This window comes from Bacillus sp. BACIII (assembly GCF_057836745.1).
This window is the reverse complement of sequence record NZ_CM174437.1, coordinates 1,325,407-1,349,311: the sequence shown is the minus strand read 5'-3', so window position 1 is coordinate 1,349,311 and position 23,905 is coordinate 1,325,407. Positions and strand designations below refer to the sequence as shown.

At 45.9% G+C, this 23,905-nt stretch carries 22 protein-coding genes and 1 pseudogene; all 23 read left to right on the top strand.

From position 1 onward, the window contains the following. The 23 genes and pseudogenes from cheA (at nucleotide 1) to rbfA (ending at nucleotide 23,871) form a co-directional block, all read left to right on the top strand. Nucleotides 1-2,020, top strand: a pseudogene (gene cheA / locus ACXN9U_RS06365) (chemotaxis protein CheA). A 22-nt stretch (nucleotides 2,021-2,042) separates the two neighbouring features. Further along, nucleotides 2,043-2,516 carry a chemotaxis protein CheW gene (gene cheW / locus ACXN9U_RS06360; protein WP_016936103.1) on the top strand — a complete coding sequence of 158 codons (474 nt, stop codon included), beginning with the start codon at nucleotides 2,043-2,045 and terminating at the stop codon, nucleotides 2,514-2,516. A gap of 15 nt (nucleotides 2,517-2,531) precedes the next feature. After that, complete coding sequence (gene cheC, locus ACXN9U_RS06355; RefSeq protein WP_014417781.1) at nucleotides 2,532-3,161, top strand: CheY-P phosphatase CheC; 630 nt, start codon at nucleotides 2,532-2,534, stop codon at nucleotides 3,159-3,161. Then, a complete protein-coding gene (gene cheD / locus ACXN9U_RS06350) occupies nucleotides 3,158-3,658 on the top strand; it encodes a chemoreceptor glutamine deamidase CheD (protein ID WP_016936101.1) in 501 nt (166 codons plus the stop codon). Before cheC ends, cheD begins: the two co-directional genes overlap by 4 nt. Nucleotides 3,659-3,684: 26 nt before the next feature. Then, the gene (gene sigD / locus ACXN9U_RS06345) at nucleotides 3,685-4,449 is read left to right on the top strand and encodes an RNA polymerase sigma-28 factor SigD (RefSeq protein ID WP_003154217.1); all 765 of its coding nucleotides are present in this window, start codon (nucleotides 3,685-3,687) and stop codon (nucleotides 4,447-4,449) included. A gap of 27 nt (nucleotides 4,450-4,476) precedes the next feature. Continuing rightward, nucleotides 4,477-4,953 (top strand): Swarming motility protein SwrB, encoded by a 477-nt coding sequence (locus ACXN9U_RS06340; protein ID WP_489202333.1) that lies wholly within the window; start codon nucleotides 4,477-4,479, stop codon nucleotides 4,951-4,953. A 143-nt stretch (nucleotides 4,954-5,096) separates the two neighbouring features. Continuing rightward, nucleotides 5,097-5,837: a 30S ribosomal protein S2 gene (gene rpsB / locus ACXN9U_RS06335; RefSeq protein WP_003154215.1), complete on the top strand. Its 741-nt coding sequence runs from the start codon at nucleotides 5,097-5,099 to the stop codon at nucleotides 5,835-5,837. Between the two features lie 99 nt (nucleotides 5,838-5,936). Then, nucleotides 5,937-6,818 carry a translation elongation factor Ts gene (gene tsf / locus ACXN9U_RS06330; RefSeq protein WP_003154214.1) on the top strand — a complete coding sequence of 294 codons (882 nt, stop codon included), beginning with the start codon at nucleotides 5,937-5,939 and terminating at the stop codon, nucleotides 6,816-6,818. Nucleotides 6,819-6,963: 145 nt separating this feature from the next. Next, nucleotides 6,964-7,686 carry a UMP kinase gene (gene pyrH, locus ACXN9U_RS06325; protein WP_003154213.1) on the top strand — a complete coding sequence of 241 codons (723 nt, stop codon included), beginning with the start codon at nucleotides 6,964-6,966 and terminating at the stop codon, nucleotides 7,684-7,686. A 2-nt stretch (nucleotides 7,687-7,688) separates the two neighbouring features. Continuing rightward, nucleotides 7,689-8,246, top strand: coding sequence for a ribosome recycling factor (frr, locus tag ACXN9U_RS06320; protein WP_016936097.1), 558 nt, complete (start codon nucleotides 7,689-7,691; stop codon nucleotides 8,244-8,246). A 125-nt stretch (nucleotides 8,247-8,371) separates the two neighbouring features. Beyond that, nucleotides 8,372-9,154, top strand: a complete 783-nt coding sequence (gene uppS, locus ACXN9U_RS06315; protein WP_060962778.1) for an undecaprenyl pyrophosphate synthase — start codon at nucleotides 8,372-8,374, stop codon at nucleotides 9,152-9,154. Between the two features lie 3 nt (nucleotides 9,155-9,157). Continuing rightward, the gene (locus ACXN9U_RS06310) at nucleotides 9,158-9,955 is read left to right on the top strand and encodes a phosphatidate cytidylyltransferase (RefSeq protein ID WP_016936095.1); all 798 of its coding nucleotides are present in this window, start codon (nucleotides 9,158-9,160) and stop codon (nucleotides 9,953-9,955) included. A gap of 55 nt (nucleotides 9,956-10,010) precedes the next feature. Further along, on the top strand, nucleotides 10,011-11,162 hold the full coding sequence (dxr, locus tag ACXN9U_RS06305) for a 1-deoxy-D-xylulose-5-phosphate reductoisomerase (protein ID WP_438421938.1): 1,152 nt from the start codon (nucleotides 10,011-10,013) through the stop codon (nucleotides 11,160-11,162). Nucleotides 11,163-11,168: 6 nt separating this feature from the next. After that, complete coding sequence (gene rseP, locus ACXN9U_RS06300; RefSeq protein ID WP_095240712.1) at nucleotides 11,169-12,437, top strand: RIP metalloprotease RseP; 1,269 nt, start codon at nucleotides 11,169-11,171, stop codon at nucleotides 12,435-12,437. A 31-nt stretch (nucleotides 12,438-12,468) separates the two neighbouring features. After that, the gene (locus tag ACXN9U_RS06295) at nucleotides 12,469-14,163 is read left to right on the top strand and encodes a proline--tRNA ligase (protein WP_060962776.1); all 1,695 of its coding nucleotides are present in this window, start codon (nucleotides 12,469-12,471) and stop codon (nucleotides 14,161-14,163) included. A gap of 111 nt (nucleotides 14,164-14,274) precedes the next feature. Beyond that, nucleotides 14,275-18,588: a PolC-type DNA polymerase III gene (locus ACXN9U_RS06290; protein ID WP_489202332.1), complete on the top strand. Its 4,314-nt coding sequence runs from the start codon at nucleotides 14,275-14,277 to the stop codon at nucleotides 18,586-18,588. A gap of 240 nt (nucleotides 18,589-18,828) precedes the next feature. Further along, a complete protein-coding gene (gene rimP / locus ACXN9U_RS06285; RefSeq protein WP_489202331.1) occupies nucleotides 18,829-19,299 on the top strand; it encodes a ribosome maturation factor RimP in 471 nt (156 codons plus the stop codon). 39 nt (nucleotides 19,300-19,338) lie between these two features. Continuing rightward, the gene (gene nusA / locus ACXN9U_RS06280) at nucleotides 19,339-20,460 is read left to right on the top strand and encodes a transcription termination factor NusA (RefSeq protein WP_047474959.1); all 1,122 of its coding nucleotides are present in this window, start codon (nucleotides 19,339-19,341) and stop codon (nucleotides 20,458-20,460) included. 13 nt (nucleotides 20,461-20,473) lie between these two features. Next, complete coding sequence (gene rnpM / locus ACXN9U_RS06275) at nucleotides 20,474-20,749, top strand: RNase P modulator RnpM (RefSeq protein ID WP_003154193.1); 276 nt, start codon at nucleotides 20,474-20,476, stop codon at nucleotides 20,747-20,749. A gap of 1 nt (nucleotide 20,750) precedes the next feature. Continuing rightward, nucleotides 20,751-21,053 (top strand): YlxQ family RNA-binding protein, encoded by a 303-nt coding sequence (locus ACXN9U_RS06270; protein ID WP_003154192.1) that lies wholly within the window; start codon nucleotides 20,751-20,753, stop codon nucleotides 21,051-21,053. A gap of 19 nt (nucleotides 21,054-21,072) precedes the next feature. Continuing rightward, a complete protein-coding gene (gene infB / locus ACXN9U_RS06265) occupies nucleotides 21,073-23,226 on the top strand; it encodes a translation initiation factor IF-2 (protein ID WP_489202330.1) in 2,154 nt (717 codons plus the stop codon). After that, nucleotides 23,223-23,501 (top strand): DUF503 domain-containing protein, encoded by a 279-nt coding sequence (locus ACXN9U_RS06260; RefSeq protein WP_016936087.1) that lies wholly within the window; start codon nucleotides 23,223-23,225, stop codon nucleotides 23,499-23,501. Before infB ends, ACXN9U_RS06260 begins: the two co-directional genes overlap by 4 nt. 16 nt (nucleotides 23,502-23,517) lie before the next feature. Further along, on the top strand, nucleotides 23,518-23,871 hold the full coding sequence (rbfA, locus tag ACXN9U_RS06255) for a 30S ribosome-binding factor RbfA (protein WP_003154185.1): 354 nt from the start codon (nucleotides 23,518-23,520) through the stop codon (nucleotides 23,869-23,871). The last annotated feature ends 34 nt before the right edge of the window (nucleotides 23,872-23,905 follow it).

Sequence of the window (23,905 nt, the reverse complement as noted above, 5' to 3'; positions counted from 1 at the left end):
TTGGATATGAATCAATATTTAGATGTCTTTATTGATGAAAGTAAAGAGCACTTACAGACATGTAACGAAAAGCTGCTGCTGTTGGAAAAAGATCCGTCAGACCTTCAGATTGTGCATGACATCTTTCAGAGCTGCCCATACGCTGAAAGGCATGAGCGCAACGATGGGATATACTGATCTGGCGCATTTAACTCACTTGATGGAAAATGTGCTGGACGCCATCCGCAACGGAGAGATGCCGGTCACATCAGATTGGCTGGATGTGCTGTTTGAAGCGCTGGATCATCTTGAAGAGATGGTGCAGTCCATTATTGACGGAGGAGACGGCAAACGTGATATTTCAGAAGTGAGCGCAAAACTCGATGTAAACGCGGTGCATGAGACTGCCGCTTCAGCTGAAACAGCAGAACCGCCGGCTTCAACGAAACAGGCTTCAGCTGAATGGAATTATGATGAGTTCGAACGGACTGTCATCGAAGAGGCAGAAGAGCAAGGATTCAGCCGCTATGAAATAACGATTTCCCTGAATGAAAACTGCATGCTCAAAGCCGTGCGCGTGTACATGATATTTGAAAAGCTGAATGAAGCGGGGGAAGTCGCAAAAACGATACCCGCCGCGGAAGTGCTTGAGACGGAAGATTTCGGAACGGATTTTCAGGTGTGCTTCTTGACAAAGCAGCCTGCTGAGGAAATTAAAGACCTCATCAGCGGCATTTCAGAAGTGGAGAACGTCGAAATTTCTGTCGGCGCGCCGTTAAAAACGGCCGAAAAACCGCAAGCAGCTGAACCGGTGAAGGACGTTCCGGTTAAAAAGACTGACAAGCAGCCGAACCCGCAAGCGAAAACGGAAGAACAGCCGAAGCATCACAGCGGCTCGAAAACGATTCGTGTCAACATTGAAAGACTGGATTCTTCAATGAACCTTTTTGAAGAGCTTGTCATTGACCGCGGACGTCTTGAGCAGATCGCCAAAGAGCTAGATCACAATGAATTGACTGAAACCGTCGAACGCCTGACCAGAATCTCAGGAGACCTTCAATCTATTATTCTGAATATGCGGATGGTTCCGGTAGAAACCGTCTTTAACCGTTTCCCGAGAATGATCCGCCAGCTTCAAAAGGAATTAAATAAGAAAATTGAATTGTCCATCATCGGCGCTGAAACAGAGCTTGACCGCACGGTGATTGATGAAATCGGCGATCCGCTTGTCCATTTAATCAGAAACAGCATCGATCACGGCATCGAAGCGCCTGAAGTGCGGGTGAATAAAGGAAAACCGGAATCAGGCCATGTCGTGCTTAAAGCATATCACAGCGGCAACCACGTCTTTATTGAGGTTGAAGATGACGGGGCCGGCCTGAACAGAAAGAAAATTCTCGAAAAAGCGCTCGAACGGAATGTCATCACCGAACGTGATGCCGAAACGCTTGAAGATAATGAGATTTACGAGCTTATTTTTGCTCCGGGCTTCTCGACTGCCGATCAAATTTCTGATATTTCAGGCCGGGGTGTCGGCCTGGACGTTGTGAAAAACAAACTTGAATCACTAGGCGGTTCGGTCAGTGTTAAATCTGCGGAAGGCCAGGGTTCTCTTTTCAGTATTCAGCTTCCGCTGACACTTTCAATTATATCCGTCCTTCTCATTAAACTTGAAGAAGAGACGTTTGCGATACCGATCTCTTCTATTATAGAGACGGCTGTGATTGAAAAGAAAGATATCCTGCAGACGCATGACAGAGAAGTGATTGATTTCAGAGGACAGATTGTTCCGATTGTCTACCTGAAAAAAGAATTCGGCATTACGGATTCAAAACAGGATGCGGATCAGTTCCATATGATCGTCGTGAAAAAGGGCGATAAATCTACTGCTTTTGTCGTGGACTCTTTTATCGGCCAGCAGGAAGTCGTACTGAAATCACTCGGAGACTATTTAACGAACGTCTTTGCGATTTCCGGCGCTACGATTCTCGGAAACGGAGAAGTGGCGCTGATTATTGATTGCAATGCGCTGATCTACTAAAACGACACGAGGAGGTGCCCTTATGACTGCTGAAATCAAAACAGGTGAAAAAATGATTGTGTTTATGATAAACGGGAAAGAATACGCTATCTCAGTTTCCCAGGTGAAATCAATTGAAAAGTGGCAAAAACCGACGAGAGTCCCGGGTGTGGAACCTTATATCCGCGGTGTTATCAATCTGCGCGGGGTGATTACGCCGGTTCTTGATTTAAGAAAACGTCTGAACCAGCCTGAACAGGACATCACAGAAGAGACGCGGATTATCATTATTTCTTACCGCGACGCCGATGTCGGGTGGGTTGTGGATGAGGCTAATGATGTCATCACCGTGCATGAAAATGAAATTGAATCCGCGCCCGAAAGCCAGACAAAGGAAGCGGATGTGTGGATTAAACAGATCGTCAAGCAAGATAACAGGCTCCTCAATATTATTGATGCGCATGCGGTGCTGGATAAAGGTGCTTCTGCATCTGCATCCGGAGAGCCGAATGCTTAAAGGGGATAAGACAACATGAGTAAGTTTGAAGCGATCAAAGAAGAGCAGATGGATATTTTGCGGGAAGTCGGAAATATCGGGGCGGGTCACTCAGCCTCTGCCATGGCTCAGCTGCTGAACAGAAAGATAGATATGGAAGTGCCATTTGCGACTTTGTTGACATTTGATGAGCTCGCTGATTTTTTCGGAGGTGCCGAAACGCCGGTCGCCAGTATCTTTTTAAGAATGGAAGGCGACATGACCGGGTCTATCTTTCTCATCATGCCTTTTGATCAAGCGGAACAGTTTATCAGAGAACTGATCGGAAATCCGGATTTTGACATTGACCAGTTGGGTGAAGATCATTTGAGTTCTTCTGCTTTACATGAGTTCGGCAATATTTTAGCAGGTTCCTATTTAACGGCATTGGCTGATTTGACGAAGCTTGAGATTTATCCGAGTGTGCCGGAAATCTCACTGGATATGTTCGGTGCGGTTATCAGTGAAGGACTGATGGAGCTCAGCCAAGTCGGGGAACATGCCATTGTCGTGGATACTTCTATTTTTGACCAAGGCAGCAGGCAGGAGCTCAAAGCCCATATGTTTATGCTCCCGGACTATGATTCTTTTGAAAAGCTCTTCGTCTCATTGGGTGCGGCTTTATGAGCCGTGCGGAAGCCGCAGTCGTTAAAGTGGGGATTGCGGATGTTCAAATCGCGCGTTATCCGGATAAAATCCGGACTTCGGGACTCGGTTCATGCGTGGGACTGGTTTTATACGATAAAGACAAACAAACGGCGGGACTCGTTCACGTGATGCTGCCGGACTCCGGTTTATCGAAAACAGCGGAACTGAACCGCGCAAAATATGCGGACACCGCCGTAAAGACGACGATTGACATGCTTTTGAAAGCCGGATGCCGCAAGTTTGCCCTGAAGGCAAAGCTCGCAGGGGGAGCCGAGATGTTTAAGTTTAAAATGACAAACGATCTGATGAAAATCGGTCCAAGGAACGTAGCGGCCATTAAAGAACAGCTTTCATTGTATAACATTCCGGTCATCAGTGAAGATACCGGCGGCTCAAGCGGCCGGACGATTGAATTTGAGCCAAAGTCCTGCATGCTGCACATCCGAACTGTTAAACAAGGTGAAACAACGATTTAATTAAGGTATGAGGTAGGGGGATAACAATGCAATCCTTGAATTATGAAGATCAGGTGCTTTGGTCGCGCTGGAAAGAGTGGAAAGATCCTAAAGCCGGTGATGATTTAATGCGCCGTTACATGCCGCTGGTCACATATCATGTCGGCAGAATTTCCGTCGGACTGCCGAAGTCGGTGCATAAAGACGATCTAATGAGCCTTGGTATGCTTGGTTTATATGATGCCCTAGAAAAATTTGACCCCGGCCGGGATTTAAAATTTGATACCTATGCCTCGTTTAGAATTCGCGGTGCAATCATCGACGGGCTGCGTAAAGAAGATTGGCTGCCCAGAACTTCACGGGAGAAGACAAAAAAAGTCGAAGCGGCGATCGAAAAACTTGAACAGCGCTACCTTCGGAATGTGACGCCTTCAGAGATCGCAGAAGAACTGGGGATGACGGAGCAAGACGTAGTATCAACGATGAATGAAGGGTTTTTTGCCAATCTCTTATCAATTGATGAAAAGCTTCACGACCAGGATGACGGTGAGAATATTCAAGTGATGATCAGAGATGACAAAAATGTGCCGCCGGAAGAAAAAATCATGAAGGACGAGCTGATCGCCCAGCTTGCAGGCAAAATTCACGAGCTCTCTGAAAAAGAACAGCTTGTCGTCAGCTTATTTTATAAAGAAGAACTGACACTGACTGAAATCGGACAAGTCCTGAACCTTTCGACTTCCCGGATTTCGCAGATTCATTCAAAGGCGCTGTTTAAATTAAAGCATCTGCTTGAAAAAGTAATTCAATAATGAACTCATGGTTAGCGAGTGAAAAACATGTCAACACTATTATGGCTTTTAAGCTTTGTGCTTCACGGCATGCTGCTTTATGCCGTCATTATTCTGTACACGAGGTTTTCAGCCCTCAAGGAGACGGAGCGTCAGCAGAAGAAGATTCTTGAAGAGACGGAAAACACCCTTGCTGCGTTTCTGCTTGAGTTAAAAGAAGAAAATGAAAGACTCGAAGATGCCAAAAACCGGGCTGATCAAGCGCCGGACGCAGAAGACGCGGAATCCCGGCCCGTCAAACCGCAAAAAGAGCCTGATATTCCGGATCACATGGAAAAGCTCATCAGTGCCACGGAACAGGCCGAAAGTGAGGAAAACAGCGGCGCGCATTCGTTTGAAGAACGCGTTTCAGAATTATATGAACAGGGGCTCACTCCCGCGGAAATTGCCAAACGGATGAAGAGCGGAAAGACAGAAATCGAGCTGTTTTTAAAATTTCGCGGCAAAGCTGTAAAGGATTCTTGATTGTCGCATAAAGCTGTGTTATATTATGTCTTGGTGTTAAATACACACGCTTAACGATTTATGCAGAGGGTGCTGCAGGCGGCAGTTCTGCACAAAAATGACCTAAGCGGAGGAAAAAAACCATTTTATTAGGAGGAAATCACATGTCAGTTATTTCTATGAAACAATTGCTTGAAGCTGGTGTTCACTTCGGCCACCAAACACGCCGCTGGAACCCAAAAATGAAGCGTTACATTTTCACGGAGCGTAACGGAATCTACATCATTGACCTTCAAAAAACAGTGAAAAAAGTAGAGGAAGCTTACAACTTCACGAAAAACCTTGCTGCTGAAGGCGGAAAAATCCTTTTCGTCGGCACAAAAAAACAAGCTCAGGATTCTGTTAAAGAAGAAGCTGTACGCTCTGGCATGTACTATGTCAACCAACGCTGGTTGGGCGGTACACTGACAAACTTCGAAACAATCCAAAAACGCATTAAGCGTCTGAAAGACATCGAAAAAATGCAAGAAAACGGTACGTTTGAAGTGCTTCCGAAAAAAGAAGTTGTTCAATTGAAAAAAGAATTAGAGCGTCTTGAAAAATTCCTCGGCGGAATTAAAGACATGAAGGATCTTCCTGATGCATTATTCATCATCGATCCTCGCAAAGAGCGCATCGCTGTTGCGGAAGCTCGCAAATTGAACATTCCTATCATCGGAATCGTAGATACAAACTGTGATCCTGATGAAATTGATGTCGTAATCCCTGCAAACGATGACGCAATCCGCGCTGTCAAACTTCTTACTTCTAAAATGGCAGATGCAATCTTAGAAGCGAAGCAAGGCGAAGAAGAAGCGGAAGCTGCTGAAGAGACTGCACCTGAAACAGAAACGACAACTGCGTAACCTAATCAAAAGGTGATAAGAGGGACTGCCTTTTATCACCTTTTTTCAAGAAAAATGTATCTATACATATCTTGTTTACACATATAAGGAGGAATTTAAATGGCTATTACTGCACAGCAGGTAAAAGAACTGCGTCAAAAAACAGGCGCTGGTATGATGGACTGTAAAAAAGCGTTGACTGAAACTGACGGAGATATGGACAAAGCAATCGACCTTCTGAGAGAAAAAGGAATTGCGAAAGCAGCTAAAAAAGCTGACCGTATCGCTGCTGAAGGTTCTACTCTTATTAAAACTGACGGCAACAAAGGCGTTATCTTAGAAGTAAACTCTGAAACTGACTTCGTTGCGAAAAACGAAGGCTTCAAAGAGCTTCTGAACACGCTTGCTGACCATCTTCTTGCAAACGCTCCTGCTGACCTTGAAGAAGCAATGGGACAAAAGATGGAAAACGGTTCTACTGTTGAAGAATACATCACAAGCAACGTTGCTAAAATCGGAGAGAAAATCACTCTTCGCCGTTTTGCTGTTCTTACAAAAGAAGACAGCGAAGCGTTCGGTGCTTACCTTCACATGGGTGGCCGCATCGGCGTATTATCTGTTCTTAGCGGAACAACTGACGAAGATCTTGCAAAAGACATCGCCATGCATGTTGCAGCGGTAAACCCTCGTTACATTTCACGCGACCAAGTGTCTGAAGAAGAAGCTAACCACGAGCGTCAGATCCTGACTCAGCAAGCTCTTCAAGAAGGCAAACCGGAAAACATCGTAGCTAAAATGGTTGAAGGCCGTCTGAACAAATTCTTCGAAGAAATTTGCTTATTAGACCAAGCTTTCGTTAAAAACCCAGACGAAAAAGTGAAACAAGTTGTCGCTGCGAAAAACGCATCTGTTAAAACTTACGTCCGCTACGAAGTTGGAGAAGGTATTGAAAAACGCCAAGAAAACTTTGCTGAAGAAGTTATGAACCAAGTGAAAAAATAATGGCGGAAAGCCTCGGCGAATCTTTCGCGGCTTTTCAGGCAGTATAGGGGACACTACTTGTGTTCCCTATTTTTAAAACTATATTTACAAACTTTTTTTTCTCTTGCATAATAGGAAACGGCAATGTTTACACTTGGAGGTTATTATGGAAAAACCAAAATACAATCGTATCGTTTTAAAGCTTAGCGGAGAAGCGTTGGCAGGAGAACAGGGAAACGGGATTAATCCGACTGTTATCCAATCCATCGCTAAACAGGTAAAAGAAATCGCTGAGCTTGACGTCGAAGTGGCCGTAGTCGTAGGCGGCGGCAACTTATGGCGCGGAAAAACAGGCAGTGACTTAGGAATGGACCGTGCGACTGCCGATTATATGGGCATGCTTGCCACTGTCATGAACTCACTTGCCCTGCAGGACAGTCTTGAAACGCTCGGAATCCAGTCCAGAGTGCAGACATCAATTGAAATGCGTCAGGTCGCTGAACCTTACATCAGAAGAAAAGCCATCCGCCACCTGGAGAAAAAACGCGTTGTGATTTTTGCGGCGGGAACAGGAAACCCTTATTTCTCTACGGACACAACCGCAGCGCTGCGTGCCGCTGAAATCGAAGCGGATGTGATCTTAATGGCGAAAAATAATGTCGACGGTGTGTATAATGCTGATCCGAGAAAAGATGAGTCAGCCGTTAAATACGAAAAATTATCTTATCTCGATGTGTTAAAAGACGGGCTGGAAGTCATGGATTCTACGGCTTCTTCACTATGTATGGATAATGATATTCCGCTGATCGTCTTTTCTATTATGGAAGAAGGAAATATTAAGCGTGCCGTAATCGGCGAATCAATCGGAACGATCGTAAGGGGGAAATAACGTTGTCAAACGAAGTATTAACACAAACAAAAGAACGCATGGAAAAAGCGGTTGCCGCTTATTCACGGGAATTGGCGTCAGTCCGCGCAGGACGTGCCAACCCGTCTCTATTGGATAAAGTGACAGTAGAATACTACGGTGCCCAAACACCTTTAAACCAGCTGTCTTCCATCAATGTGCCTGAAGCACGTATGCTTGTTGTCACACCGTATGACAAAACAGCAATCGGCGATATTGAAAAAGCGATCCTGAAAGCTGATCTTGGCGTAACTCCGACAAGTGACGGCACAATTATCCGCATCGCGATCCCGGCTCTGACGGAAGAAAGACGTAAAGAACTTGTCAAAGTCGTGAAAAAATATGCGGAAGAAGCGAAAGTAGCAGTCCGTAATGTCCGCCGTGACAGCAATGATGAACTCAAGAAGCTTGAGAAAAACGGAGACATTACAGAAGACGAGCTTCGTGCTTCCAGTGAAGACGTTCAAAAGCTGACAGATGAATATGTGTCAAAAATTGACAGCGTCACAAAGGACAAAGAAAAAGAAATCATGGAAGTTTAATGAAAAACTATGTACAATAGATAATGTGAAAAGACCCTCTCATGTTTACAGGGGGTTTTTTTGTTAATACTGTTGATTACATTGATCATCAGCAATGCAACCTTTTTGGGTGACGGAGGAATCTCATGCTCAACATACTCAAAAATTGGAAGAATCAGCAGAATGCGGCTTCCAACTTAGAACGGTATACAAAAGAAGACATACTGAAGGGTGAAATTCCCGCACACATCGCCATTATCATGGACGGAAACGGGCGCTGGGCGAAGAAACGCTCACTTCCGCGGATTGCCGGACATCATGAAGGAATGAAAGTGGTAAAAAGGGTGACAAAGCTCGCAAATCAGCTCGGCGTCAAAGTTCTGACGCTTTATGCGTTTTCCACGGAGAACTGGAAGCGCCCGAAGATGGAAGTCGACTTTTTAATGAAGCTTCCGGAAGAGTTTCTGAATACGTACCTTCCTGAATTGATAGAGGAAAATGTACAGGTGAAAATTATCGGAGACGAATCTGCGCTCCCTTCTCATACGTACAGGGCGATTGAGAAGGCCGTAAAAGATACAGAACAAAATGACGGGCTGATTCTCAATTTCGCTTTGAACTACGGCGGGCGCACGGAAATCGTCAATGCGGCAAAAGCATTGGCCGAACAGGTGAAAAGCGGCACGCTGAATATCGAAGACATTGATGAAACGCTCTTTTCCGGGCATTTAATGACAGAATCACTTCAGGACCCGGAGCTCCTTATCAGAACGAGCGGAGAAATCAGACTGAGCAATTTTATGCTTTGGCAGGTGGCTTACAGTGAATTTGTTTTTACAGATGTCCTGTGGCCCGATTTTAAAGAAGATCACTTTCTGCAGGCAGTGGGAGAATTTCAGCAGCGGGGCCGGAGGTTTGGCGGAATTTAGAGGATGGTGGAAATGAAACAAAGATTGTTAACGGGTGTTCTGGCAGCGGCACTATTTTTATTTTTGGTTATTTTCGGAGGATTGCCGTTCACCGTATTTGTTTACGTGATGGGAAGTATAGCGCTTTTTGAGCTTTTGCGGATGAAAAAGCTCAGATTTTTTTCTTTTCCGGGGCTGATCAGCCTCTTGCTGTTATGGCTGTATATGATGCCGGATGAGTATCATTTTTTTGACGCGAAAATGGAAGTGACGATTTTCGCCGTACTGATACTGCTCAGCTATACGGTGCTTGTGAAAAACACCTTTACGTTTGACGAAGTCGGGTTCATCGTCCTCGCGACGGTATATATCGGACTGTGTTTTCATTATTTTATTGAAATCAGAAACATTGAAACAAACGGGCTTTTGTATATCTTTTATGCCTGCGTTGTCATATGGTCAACAGACTCGGGCGCATATTTCGTCGGAAAGTCGCTCGGGAAGCGGAAGCTGTGGCCTGAAATCAGTCCCAACAAAACGGTGGAAGGGTTTCTTGGCGGTATTGCGATCGCTCTTATTTTTACGGCTGTTTTCCAGCTGTTTGCGCACCTTCCGATTTCATACCCGATTCTTTTGGTCATCACACTTGTTCTGTCTGTTTTCGGACAGATCGGGGATTTGGTTGAATCAGCGCTTAAGCGGCACTATGATGTGAAGGATTCGGGAAAAATCCTTCCCGGGCACGGCGGCATTTTAGATCGATTTGACAGCTTTTTGTTTGTCATGCCGTTCTTATACTTTCTGCTTGCGCTTTTTTCATGAGAAAGGCTAATATGAAAACAAGACCGATCTGGACGCATAGAATGGGAGTGGCATTTTGAAGAATATTTGTCTTTTAGGAGCAACAGGATCAATAGGAGAGCAGACGTTAGACGTATTGCGCATGCATCAAGATCAATTCCGTCTCGTCTCGATGACTTTCGGTAAAAATGCCGAGAAAGCGATACCGTTGATCAGAACGTTTCAGCCGAAATATGTAGCAGTCGGCGACATGGATACATATCAAAAAGTGAAAGAAGCGTCTTTTTCTCATGAATGTCAAATCGGCATCGGAGAAGAAGGCCTGATTGAAGCGGCAGTCATGGATGAAGTGGATATCGTGGTCAATGCGCTGCTCGGAAGCGTCGGTTTAATTCCGACTTTGAAAGCGATTGAACAGAAAAAAACAATTGCGCTTGCAAATAAGGAAACTCTCGTCACTGCCGGGCATATAGTGAAAGGACACGCAAAACAATACGGCGTTCCTCTTCTGCCGGTCGACAGCGAACATTCCGCTATTTTTCAGGCGCTGCAAGGCGAACAGAGCAAAAATATCGAGCGTCTGATCATTACAGCATCCGGCGGCAGTTTCAGAGATAAAACGCGGCAGGAGCTTGAGTCTGTAACGATTGCCGACGCCCTTAATCACCCGAACTGGTCGATGGGCGCAAAGATTACGATTGACTCGGCTACAATGATGAATAAAGGGCTTGAAGTCATTGAAGCGCATTGGCTGTTTGACATTCCGTATGAACAGATTGACGTTGTTTTACATAAGGAGAGCATCATTCATTCGATGGTTGAATTTCACGACAGAAGCGTCATCGCCCAGCTCGGAAATCCGGACATGAGGGTGCCGATTCAATACGCGCTGACATATCCGGACCGGCTGCCTCTGCCTGAAACAAAAAGGCTTGAATTATGGGAGATCGGAAGCCTCCATTTTGCGAAAGCTGACTTTGAAAGGTTCCGCTGCTTACAATTTGCCTTTGAATCAGGTAAAATAGGGGGAACGATGCCGACGGTTTTAAATGCGGCCAATGAAGAAGCAGTTGCCGCTTTTCTTGACGGACGGATTTCGTTCTTAACGATTGAGGATCTGATTGAAAAAGCATTGAACCGCCACAGCGTAATTCAGGATCCGAGTCTTGCGGATATCCAAGAAGTGGACAAAGACACCCGGGGATACGTTAATTCAATACTCACATAAGGTGGTATGTTCGTGAATACAGTTATCGCGTTTATTATTATTTTCGGAACGCTCGTTTTCTTCCATGAGCTGGGGCATTTACTGCTCGCCCAAAGAGCGGGAATCCTTTGCCGTGAGTTTGCGATCGGCTTTGGGCCCAAAATCTTCTCATTTAAAAAGAATGAAACCGTGTATACGATCAGGCTCCTTCCGGTCGGCGGATTCGTCCGCATGGCCGGTGAAGATCCGGAGATGATTGAAGTCAAACCGGGTTATACCGTCGGTCTTCTTTTTAATAAAGACGACGAAGTGGAAAAAGTCATCATTAATCAAAAGGAAAAATACCCCGACGCTTTAATTATCGAGGTAGAGACGGCTGATCTTGAGCACGAAATGAAGATTACCGGGTACGAGCAGGGGAAAGAAGATGAGCTGGCGGCCTTTACTGTCAGCCAGACCTCTTTTTTCATCGTAGACGGAGAAGAAGTGCAGATTGCGCCTTACAACCGTCAATTCGGGTCAAAACCCGTATGGCAGCGGATTAAGGCGATTGCTGCCGGTCCGATTATGAACTTCATCTTAGCGTATGTCATTCTCGTCATGCTTGGATTTATTCAGGGCGTGCCTTCGAATCAGCCTGAGCTCGGGAAGCTGACAGACAATGGACGTGCTGCGGCTGCCGGTTTACAAGAAGGCGACTATATACAGAGCATTAACGGTGAAAAAATGCGGTCATGGACTGACATCGTGACAGCGGTAAAAGACAATCCCGGGAAAAAAATCGATGTCGCCGTCAAGCGGGACGGCAAATCGTTTCATATCTCGGTTACTCCTGAAGCCGTAAAAGATGAAAACAAAAAAACAATCGGCCGCTTCGGCTCTTATGCGCCGACTGAAAAAGGCGCGTTCGCAGCGATCGCTTACGGCGCGACATCTACGGTTGATGTCACAAAGGCGATCCTGACCAACTTAAGCAAAATCGTGACAGGCCAGTTTAAGCTTGATATGCTTTCGGGTCCTGTGGGGATTTATGATATGACGGATCAGGTTGCAAAAACCGGCATCATCAATCTATTCCAGTTTGCGGCATTTTTAAGCATCAACCTTGGAATCGTCAACCTGCTGCCGATCCCGGCGCTTGACGGCGGAAGACTGCTGTTTTTATTCATTGAAGCAATCCGCGGTAAGCCGATTAACCGTGACAAGGAAGCATTTGTCGTATTTATCGGCGTAGCTTTCTTAATGCTTCTTATGCTGGTTGTCACATGGAACGATATCCAGCGTTTATTCTTATAATTGACTAGTAAAAAATCAGAGGTGCGAAGACATGAGACAAAGTTTGACGCTTATTCCGACCCTGAGAGAAGTGCCGGCTGATGCTGAAGCAAAAAGCCATAAGCTTCTGCTGAGAGCGGGATTTATCAGACAAAATACGAGCGGGGTTTACAGCTACATGCCCCTTGCTTACAGGGTCATTCAAAACATTCAGAAGATCGTGCGTGAAGAAATGGAAAAAATCAACGCGGTCGAAATGCTGATGCCGGCCCTTCAGCAGGCTGAAACATGGCAGGAATCAGGCAGATGGTATACGTACGGGCCTGAATTGATGCGTCTGAAAGACCGTCACGGCCGTGAATTTGCTTTAGGCGCGACACATGAAGAAGTCATTACTTCTCTCGTGCGCGACGAGGTGAAATCTTATAAGCGTCTGCCGCTCACTCTTTACCAGATCCAGTCTAAATTCAGAGATGAGAAACGCCCGCGTTTCGGGTTATTGCGGGGACGCGAATTTATCATGAAAGATGCGTATTCTTTCCATGCCTCTGAAGAAAGCCTGGAGGAAACATACCAAAACATGTACGGTGCTTACAGCAGCATTTTCGCACGGTGCGAATTAAACGTCCGTCCCGTTATCGCTGACTCAGGCGCAATGGGCGGAAAAGACACGCATGAATTTATGGCTCTTTCCGAAATAGGGGAAGACACCATCGCTTATTCCGATGAATCCTCTTACGCAGCCAACACGGAAATGGCCGAAGTTGTCATGAAAAGCGAGCCTTCCAATGAAAAACCCGAGGCGCTGGAGAAAATTGATACGCCGAATGTTAAAAGCATTGAAGAGCTGGCTTCTTTCCTTCAGATTGAACCGAGCGCATGCATCAAATCCATGCTGTTTAAAGCGGATGACCGGTTTGTTCTCGTGTTAGTAAGAGGCGATCATGAGGTCAATGACGTAAAAGTGAAAAACCTTCTGAACGCAGAAGCGGTTGAGCTTGCGTCTCATGAAGAGGTAGCGGAGAAGCTTGGCACGGAGCCGGGATTTGCGGGGCCGATCGGCGCTGCCGGCGACATTGAGATTTATGCCGACCAGGCTGTGAAAGTCATGGTAAACGCCGTAAGCGGCGCGAATGAAAAAGACCGCCATTACCGAAACGTAAACATCGAACGCGATGCGTCCGTAAAAGCATATGCCGATCTTCGAATCATTCAGGAAGGCGATCCGTCACCTGACGGAAAAGGCACGATCCGTTTCGCTGAAGGAATTGAGGTCGGACAAGTCTTTAAGCTCGGTACGCGTTACTCTGAAGCGATGAATGCGACATACCTTGATGAAAACGGGCGTGCGCAGCCGATGCTGATGGGATGTTACGGAATCGGCGTATCAAGAACGCTTTCAGCAATCGCCGAACAGCACCACGACGAAAAAGGCCTGATCTGGCCGAAAAGCGTTGCTCCGTATGATCTTCATATTTTGGCGCTGAATATGAAAAACGAAGCGCAAAAAGAGCTTGCCGAGCAGCTATACGGTAAATTCCAAGCCGAAGGTTATGAAGTGTTATACGATGACCGCGCTGAACGCGCAGGCGTGAAATTTGCTGACTCTGACCTGATCGGCCTTCCGATCCGCATCACTGTCGGTAAACGTGCAGATGAAGGCATCGTAGAAGTGAAAATCCGCAAAACCGGTGAATCTGCCGAAGTTTCAGTGGATGAGCTTTCTGAATTTATCAAGACGAAGTAATCACCATAACGAATCGTACAAAATCATGTTAAAATAGAGAAAAAAGAAGGTACCTCATCACCTGCGGAGGTACCTTCACTTATGATGTTTTAAGGGAGGGATACTGTCTGAATGGAACAGTTATCAGTAAACAGAAGACAGTTTCAGATTCTTCTTCAGCAGCTTAATATGACAGATGATACCTTCATGACATACTTTGAAGACGGAGAGATTGATAAACTGACAATCCATAAAGCAGAAAAGGCCTGGCATTTTCAATTTCGCTTTAAGGCTCTTTTGCCGTATCAAATATATGACTCATTCATGATGAGGTTAACACAATCGTTTGCTCACATTGCTCGGGTCACGTCGTCCATTCAAGTCATTGATCCTACAGTGTCAGAGGAGCTTGTACAGGATTATTGGACACGCTGTATCGAAGAGCTTGAAGGAACCTCGCCGCCGATGGTGGCACTTTTGAATCAGCAGAAACCGAAGCTCAAGGGAAACAAGCTGATCGTGAAAACAAAAACAGATACAGAAGCATCGGCGCTCAAAAATAAATACAGCGCTCTGATTCAGCACAGCTATCGCCAATTCGGTTTTCCGGAACTGCAGCTGGATACCGAAACTTTCGTGTCTGACCAAGAAGTCCAGAAATTCCGCGAGCAAAAGCTTGCTGAAGATCAGGAACGGGCGATGCAGGCGCTTATCGAAATGGAGAAGAAGGAAAAAGAGGGCGATGAGGATCAAGCGCCGTCCGGACCGCTTGTCATCGGCTATCAAATTAAAGAGAACGAAGAAATCCGGACGCTTGACAGCATCATGGATGAAGAAAGAAGAATTACGGTGCAGGGATATGTGTTTGATGCTGAAACACGCGAGCTGAAAAGCGGACGCACGCTCTGCATTTTCAAAATCACCGACTATACAAACAGTATTTTAGTAAAAATGTTTGCAAGAGAAAAAGAAGACGCCGCCCTGATGAAAACACTGAAAAAGGGCATGTGGGTGAAAGCGCGGGGAAGCATCCAAAACGATACATTCGTCAGAGACCTCGTCATGATTGCAAATGACGTAAATGAAATAAAAGCCGAAACCCGTGAAGACACCGCTCCTGAAGGCGAAAAGCGGGTAGAGCTTCATCTGCATTCCCCGATGAGTCAAATGGACGCTGTAACGGGAATCGGAAAGCTTGTCGAACAGGCGAAAAAATGGGGGCATGAAGCGATTGCCTTAACTGATCATGCCGTTGTGCAGTCCTTCCCGGATGCCTATTCCGCCGCGAAAAAACACGGTATTAAAATGATTTACGGAATGGAAGCCAATATCGTAGATGACGGCGTTCCGATCGCATACAATCCCGCTCACCGTCTCCTGGAAGAGGACACATATGTCGTCTTTGACGTTGAAACGACAGGTCTGTCCGCGGTGTATGACACGATCATTGAGCTTGCCGCAGTCAAAATAAGAGGCGGAGAAATCATTGATAAATTTGAAGCGTTCGCCAATCCGCATCATCCGCTGTCAGCAACGACGATAGAGCTTACCGGGATTACGGATGATATGGTCCGCGACGCTCCCGATGTCGTTGACGTCGTCCGGGATTTTAAAGAATGGATCGGCGATGATGTGCTTGTGGCTCATAACGCCAGCTTTGATATGGGATTTTTAAATGTAGCGTACAAGCGCCTTCTGAAAACGGAAAAAGCGAAAAATCCGGTTATTGATACGCTGGAACTTGCGCGTTTCCTGTATCCTGAATTTAAAAATCACCGCTTAAATACGTTATGTAAAAAGTTTGATATTGAATTAACCCAGCATCACCGTGCGGTCTTTGACGCTGAAGCAACGGGATACCTGCTGTTGAAAATGCTCAAAGACGCGGCTGAAAAAGATATTTTTTATCATGATCAGCTGAATGAGAATATGGGACAATCCAATGCTTACCAAAGATCGAGACCTTATCACGCAACATTGCTTGCCGTAAATGAGACCGGCCTGAAAAATCTGTTTAAGCTCGTGTCGATTTCTCATATTCAATATTTCTACAGAGTGCCGCGTATTCCGAGGTCACAGCTTAATAAATACAGAGAAGGCCTGTTAATCGGCTCTGCCTGTGACAGGGGAGAGGTTTTTGAAGGCATGATGCAAAAATCACCTGAAGAGGTTGAAGATATCGCATCATTCTATGACTATCTTGAAGTGCAGCCGCCGGAAGTATACAGACACCTGCTGCAGCTTGAGCTCGTCCGGGATGAAAAAGCGCTGAAAGAAATCATCGCCAACATTACGAAGCTCGGGGAAAAATTGAATAAGCCGGTCGTTGCCACGGGGAATGTCCACTATTTAAACGATGAGGATAAAATTTACCGGAAGATCTTAATTTCTTCCCAAGGCGGCGCCAACCCGTTAAACAGGCACGAACTGCCAAAAGTGCACTTCAGAACGACAGATGAAATGCTGGAGGCTTTCTCTTTTCTGGGTGCGGAAAAAGCGAAAGAAATCGTAGTTCATAATACGCAGAAAGTCGCTTCGATGATCGAAGAGATCAAGCCGATTAAAGACGATCTGTACACGCCGAAAATTGAGGGTGCTGATGAAGAAATCCGTGAAATGAGCTATCAGCGCGCGAGAAGCATTTACGGTGAGGAGCTTCCTGAAATTGTTGAAGCGAGAATAGAAAAAGAATTAAAAAGCATCATCGGCCACGGATTCGCCGTTATTTATCTCATTTCACATAAGCTTGTCAAACGGTCTTTGGATGACGGCTATCTCGTCGGCTCCCGTGGGTCCGTCGGTTCATCACTTGTGGCGACCTTAACGGAAATTACTGAAGTGAACCCGCTCGCTCCGCATTATGTATGCCCGAGCTGCCGGTATTCCGAATTCTTTAATGACGGATCAGTCGGTTCCGGTTTTGACCTTCCGGATAAAAGCTGCCCGTCTTGCGGCACTCCTTTGAAAAAGGACGGACATGATATTCCGTTTGAAACGTTCTTAGGCTTTAAAGGTGACAAAGTACCCGATATCGATTTGAACTTCTCAGGTGAATATCAGCCGCATGCCCATAACTACACGAAAGTGCTGTTCGGGGAAGATAATGTTTATCGCGCGGGAACAATCGGCACCGTTGCGGAAAAGACGGCTTACGGATATGTGAAAGGCTATGCGGGTGACCACAACCTTCATATGCGCGGCGCGGAAATCGACCGCCTTGTACAGGGATGCACCGGCGTTAAGAGAACGACCGGTCAGCACCCTGGGGGCATTATCGTTGTGCCGGATTACATGGATATTTACGATTTTTCACCGATTCAATTCCCTGCTGATGCGACGGGGTCTGAATGGAAAACGACTCACTTTGACTTCCACTCCATTCATGACAACCTGCTGAAGCTTGATATATTGGGGCACGATGATCCGACAGTCATCCGGATGCTTCAGGATTTAAGCGGAATTGATCCGAAGACGATTCCGACAGATGATCCGGAAGTCATGAAGATTTTCCAAGGCACAGAATCGCTCGGCGTCACTGAAGAACAGATCGGCTGTAAAACGGGGACGCTCGGCATTCCTGAATTCGGGACGCGATTTGTGCGGCAGATGCTTGAGGATACAAAGCCGACGACGTTCTCTGAGCTTGTCCAGATTTCCGGGCTTTCCCACGGAACGGACGTATGGCTCGGCAATGCACAGGAACTGATACACAACAATACGTGTGAACTGAGCGAAGTGATCGGCTGCCGCGATGACATTATGGTTTACTTGATTTATCAGGGCCTTGAGCCTTCACTGGCCTTTAAGATCATGGAATTTGTCCGTAAAGGCAAAGGCCTGACGCCGGAATGGGAAGAAGAAATGAAAAAGAACAATGTGCCGAACTGGTATATTGATTCATGCAAAAAAATCAAATACATGTTCCCGAAAGCCCACGCCGCTGCATACGTGCTGATGGCGGTGCGGATTGCATACTTTAAAGTACATCACGCGCTTTTATATTATGCTGCGTATTTTACTGTGCGCGCAGATGACTTTGACATTGATACGATGATTAAAGGCTCGACTGCCATCAGAGCGGTGATGGATGATATCAGCTCTAAAGGGCTTGATGCTTCGCCGAAGGAAAAAAACCTCCTGACCGTGTTAGAGCTTGCGCTTGAAATGTGTGAACGCGGCTATTCTTTCCAGAAGGTCGATCTATACCGTTCAAGCGCTTCGGAATTTATCATTGACGGCAACAGTCTGATTCCGCCGTTCAACTCGATTCCGGGGCTTGGAACCAATGCCGCTCTCAATATTGTAAAAGCGCGGGAAGAAGGAGAGTTCCTTTCAAAAGAGGACCTTCAAAAACGCGGAAAAGTGTCAAAAACCATTTTAGAGTATTTAGACCGCCACGGCTGTCTGGAGTCGCTCCCGGATCAAAATCAGCTGTCTCTGTTTTAAGCTTTGAGCACAGCCGTCTGAGCGGAGTTTGATTTGCATTAAATATATGTTTATGGTATAGTTTTATTGGAAATGCTAACGATTACCGAGGCAAAGAGTGGGGAAACCCGCTCTTTTGTATTGAACAGGCAATTTTGCCTCGACATGTCCATCGTTTTCTCAAAGCCCCTGCTCTTTAGAAGCAGGGTTTTTATGCAGAGGAACGGCTGATATGATATCGACAGCACAAGGAGGAAAAACATGAGCAAAAAAGTGACTGATACCGTTCAAGGAATGGCTCAGCCCATACTGGATGACCTTCAGCTTGAACTCGTAGACATTGAATTTGTCAAAGAGGGTCAAAACTGGTTCCTTCGCGTGTTTATTGATTCCGATAACGGTGTTGATATTGAGGAGTGCGCCAAAGTCAGCGAAGCGTTAAGCGAAAAGCTGGATGAGGCCGATCCGATCACTCAGAACTACTTTCTTGAAGTATCTTCTCCTGGAGCCGAGCGTCCATTAAAGAAAAAAGCCGACTTCGAAAAATCACTGGGCAAAAGTGTGTACATGAAAACGTACGAACCGATTGACGGTTTAAAAGTGTTTGAAGGCAAATTGGCTGAATTTGATGGACAAACTGCTACAATAGAGATGACGATTAAAACAAGAAAGAAACGGGTCAATATTCCGTATGAAAAAATAGCTAACGCAAGATTAGCTGTAACATTTTAATGAATGAAGTATTAGTGTTTAAGGGGGGAGACCGCTAACATGAGCAGTGAACTATTAGATGCCCTCACGATTCTTGAAAAAGAAAAAGGCATCAGTAAAGACATTATCATCGAAGCAATTGAAGCTGCCTTAATTTCTGCGTATAAGCGAAATTTTAACCAGGCGCAAAACGTACGGGTTGATCTGAACCGTGAAACGGGCACCATCCGCGTGTTCGCAAGAAAAGATGTCGTAGACGAGGTATACGATTCAAGGCTTGAAATCTCGCTTGACGACGCCCAGCACATCCATCCGAACTATCTTGTCGGAGATGTCGTTGAAATAGAAGTAACGCCGAAAGACTTCGGCCGCATTGCCGCGCAGACGGCGAAACAAGTTGTGACGCAGCGTGTCCGTGAGGCTGAGCGCGGCGTGATTTACTCAGAATTTATCGATCGTGAAGAAGACATCATGACGGGAATTGTTCAGCGCTTAGACAGCAAATTTATTTACGTGTCTCTCGGCAAGATTGAAGCGCTGCTGCCCGTTAATGAACAAATGCCGAATGAGAGCTATAAACCTCACGATCGGATTAAAGTATTTATCACAAAAGTCGAAAAAACGACAAAAGGGCCGCAGATCTATGTATCAAGAACGCATCCCGGTCTTTTGAAGCGTCTTTTTGAAATCGAAGTTCCGGAAATTTATGACGGAACGGTCGAGCTGAAATCCGTTGCCAGAGAAGCGGGCGACCGATCTAAAATCTCTGTCCGCACTGATGATGCTGACGTTGATCCCGTCGGTTCATGCGTCGGTCCTAAAGGCCAGCGCGTGCAGGCGATCGTCAATGAACTGAAAGGCGAAAAAATTGATATCGTCAACTGGTCTGATGATCCGGTTGAATTTGTTGCCAATGCGCTCAGCCCATCTAAAGTGCTGGATGTCATCGTCAACGAAGAAGAAAAAGCCACGACTGTCGTTGTTCCTGATTACCAGCTTTCTCTGGCGATCGGAAAAAGAGGGCAAAACGCCCGCTTAGCTGCGAAACTGACAGGCTGGAAAATTGATATCAAAAGTGAAACGGATGCAAGAGAACTTGGCATCTATCCGAGAGAGCATGAAGAAGATGACGATTTAGAGCCGCTCTTTATGGAGCCTGAAACAGCCGAATCGGATGAATAAGAGGTGACTTTAGGTGAATAAGCGAAAAAAAATTCCTCTGCGTAAATGTGTGGTAACGGGGGAAATGAAGCCTAAAAAGGAACTGATCCGAATTGTCCGTTCAAAAGAAGGAGAGATTTCAGTCGATCCGACAGGCAAGAAGAACGGGCGGGGTGCCTATATCACCCTTGAGAAAGAATGCATCTTAGCTGCGAAAAAGAAAAACACATTGCAAAATCAATTTCAATCACAAATCGATGACCAGATTTTCGAAGAATTGCTGGAACTGGCGGAAAAGGTGAAAAAATAACATGTCTGGAATGGAATGGTTTCCCTTGCTGGGTCTGGCCAATCGAGCTCGTAAGGTCGTGTCGGGCGAGGACTTGGTTATAAAAGAAATTAGAAATGCGCGTGCAAAACTTGTTCTGCTGACAGAAGATGCATCTGCGAATACTGCAAAAAAAGTATCCGATAAATGCAATTATTATAAAGTACCTTATAAAAAAGTCGAAAGCCGCGCGGATCTCGGCCGCTCTATCGGCAAGGAATCACGTGTCGTTGTCGCCGTCACTGACCAAGGTTTTGCGAATAAGCTGATCAGCTTGCTCGATTAATATTTTTGGGGGTGAACGAATGGCTAAAATGAGAGTATACGAATATGCAAAAGCCATCAATGTTTCAAGTAGGGAAATTTTGACTGCGCTGAAAAACATGGATATAGTAGTAAATAACCATATGGCAACGCTTGAAGAAAAGACCATTAAGCAGCTTGATGCGAAATTTAAAAAAGGCGGCGCCGGCGTTAAATCTCAAAAGCCTGCGGAAACGAACAAAAACAAGCAGCCGCAAGGGGTTAATCAGCAGCCTGCTGGAAATCAACCAAACAAAATTCGAGACGGAAAGAAGAATGACGTGCAGAATAATCAATTTAACAAAAACAAGAAGAATAACAACAACAACAAAAACAAAAACAAACGCAATCATAACAACAAAAATCAGTATCAGCAAAAACCGCTGAAGCCGAAAAAAGAGCTTCCTGAGAAAATTACGTTTTCCGGCTCTTTAACAGTCGGAGCTTTAGCCGAGGAACTTGGCAAAGAGCCGTCTGAACTCATTAAAAAACTGATGCTTCTGGGCGTAATGGCTACGATTAACCAGGAGCTTGACAAAGACACAATCGAACTGATCGCATCTGAATACGGTGTGGAAACAGAAGAAGTGATTGTGCTTGAAGAAACTGAGCTTGAAAAGTATGAAGAGGCTGACAAAGAAGAAGATCTTCAAATCCGTCCGCCTGTCGTGACGATCATGGGCCACGTTGACCACGGGAAAACGACCCTTCTTGACAGCATCAGAAAAACAAAGGTTGTTGAAGGAGAAGCGGGCGGAATCACCCAGCATATCGGGGCTTACCAGATCGAAGAAAACGGCAAAAAAATCACGTTCTTGGATACACCGGGACACGCGGCGTTCACAACAATGCGCGCGCGCGGAGCGGAAGTAACCGATATTACCATTTTAGTCGTAGCGGCCGATGACGGCGTTATGCCGCAAACAGTCGAAGCCATCAACCATGCGAAAGCGGCTGAGGTTCCGATTATCGTTGCCGTGAATAAAGTGGATAAAGAGAGCGCGAACCCTGACCGTGTCATGCAGGAGCTGACTGAATACGGACTCGTACCTGAAGCATGGGGAGGAGAAACGATTTTCGTTCCTCTGTCCGCGCTTACAGGCAAGGGAATTGACGAGCTTGTCGAAATGATTCTGCTTGTCAGTGAAGTGGAAGAGCTGAAAGCCAATCCGAACCGTCAGGCAAAAGGAACGGTTATTGAAGCTGAGCTCGATAAAGGAAGAGGATCTGTCGCGACACTTCTCGTTCAAACGGGAACATTGCATGTCGGAGATCCGATCGTTGTCGGAAACACATTCGGCCGCGTGCGGGCCATGGTCAATGATCTCGGCCGCCGCGTGAAAACAGCCGGACCGTCCACACCTGTAGAAATCACGGGCTTAAACGACGTACCGCAGGCTGGCGATCAATTCCTCGTCTTTAAAGACGAAAAAACAGCCCGTTCTGTCGGTGAAGCGCGCGCTTCCAAACAATTAGACGAACAGCGCAGCGACAAAGCGAAGCTGAGCCTCGATGATCTGTTTGAACAAATTAAACAAGGCGATGTCAAAGACATCAACTTAATTGTAAAAGCGGACGTTCAAGGTTCTGCAGAAGCATTAACGGCCGCTCTTCAAAAAATTGAAGTAGAAGGCGTAAAAGTGAAAATCATTCACACAGGCGTCGGTGCGATTACGGAATCAGACATCATTCTCGCATCTGCTTCAAATGCAATCGTTATCGGGTTTAATGTGCGCCCAGACGGAAATGCTAAGAGCACGGCTGAAGCAGAAAATGTAGATATCCGCCTTCACCGTATCATTTACAAAGTCATCGAAGAAATTGAAGCGGCGATGAAAGGAATGCTTGATCCTGAATACGAAGAAAAAGTCATCGGCCAGGTTGAAGTGCGCCAAACATTCAAAGTGTCGAAAATTGGCACGATTGCCGGCGGATATGTAACAGACGGCCACATTACACGTGACAGCGGACTCCGCTTGATCCGTGACGGCGTTGTCATCTTCGAAGGGGAAGTAGACGTTCTGAAACGCTTCAAAGATGATGTGAAAGAAGTTTCACAAGGATATGAATGTGGTATTACAATTAAGAAATACAATGACATTCGCGAAGGTGATATCCTTGAAGCGTATGTCATGCAGGAAATCGAAAGAAAGTGATCGGATTTGCGGAATGTGAATGCATCATTTACGATGCGGGATCATTAAAGGAGAAACGCGCCGTTCTGAAGCGGATTATAACGAGGGTCCGGAATAAGTTCAACGTGTCGGCCGCAGAAATCGGCTATCAGGACACTTGGCAGAGGACCAGCTTCGGAATCGCCGTCGTCTCCTCCTCTCACGTTCAGGCGGAAAAGGAGATTCAGCGCGTACTCGCGTTTATTGACTCCTTTCCCGAAATAGAACGGACGATCACTAGAACAGAGTGGTTTTAACTTAGAGGTGATTGAATTGAGTATGAGAGCAAACCGTGTCGGCGAACAGATGAAAAAAGAGCTCGGAGATATTATCAGCCGAAAGCTGAAAGATCCGAGAATCGGATTTCTGACTGTAACAGACGTACGTGTTTCAGGTGATTTGCAAATAGCGAAGGTGTATATCTCCGTTCTCGGCGGAGAGAAAAAGAAAGAGGAGGCGCTGAAAGGGCTTGAGAAAGCGAAGGGATTTATCCGTTCTGAAATCGGCAGCCGAATCAGACTCCGCAAAACGCCAGAGCTTGAATTTGAATTTGATGAATCAATTGAATACGGCAACCGTATTGAAACACTGATTCACGAACTGCATTCAGATAAACCGTCTGAATAACGGGAAAAGAGGATGGGCGTTGTCGTCTGTCCTC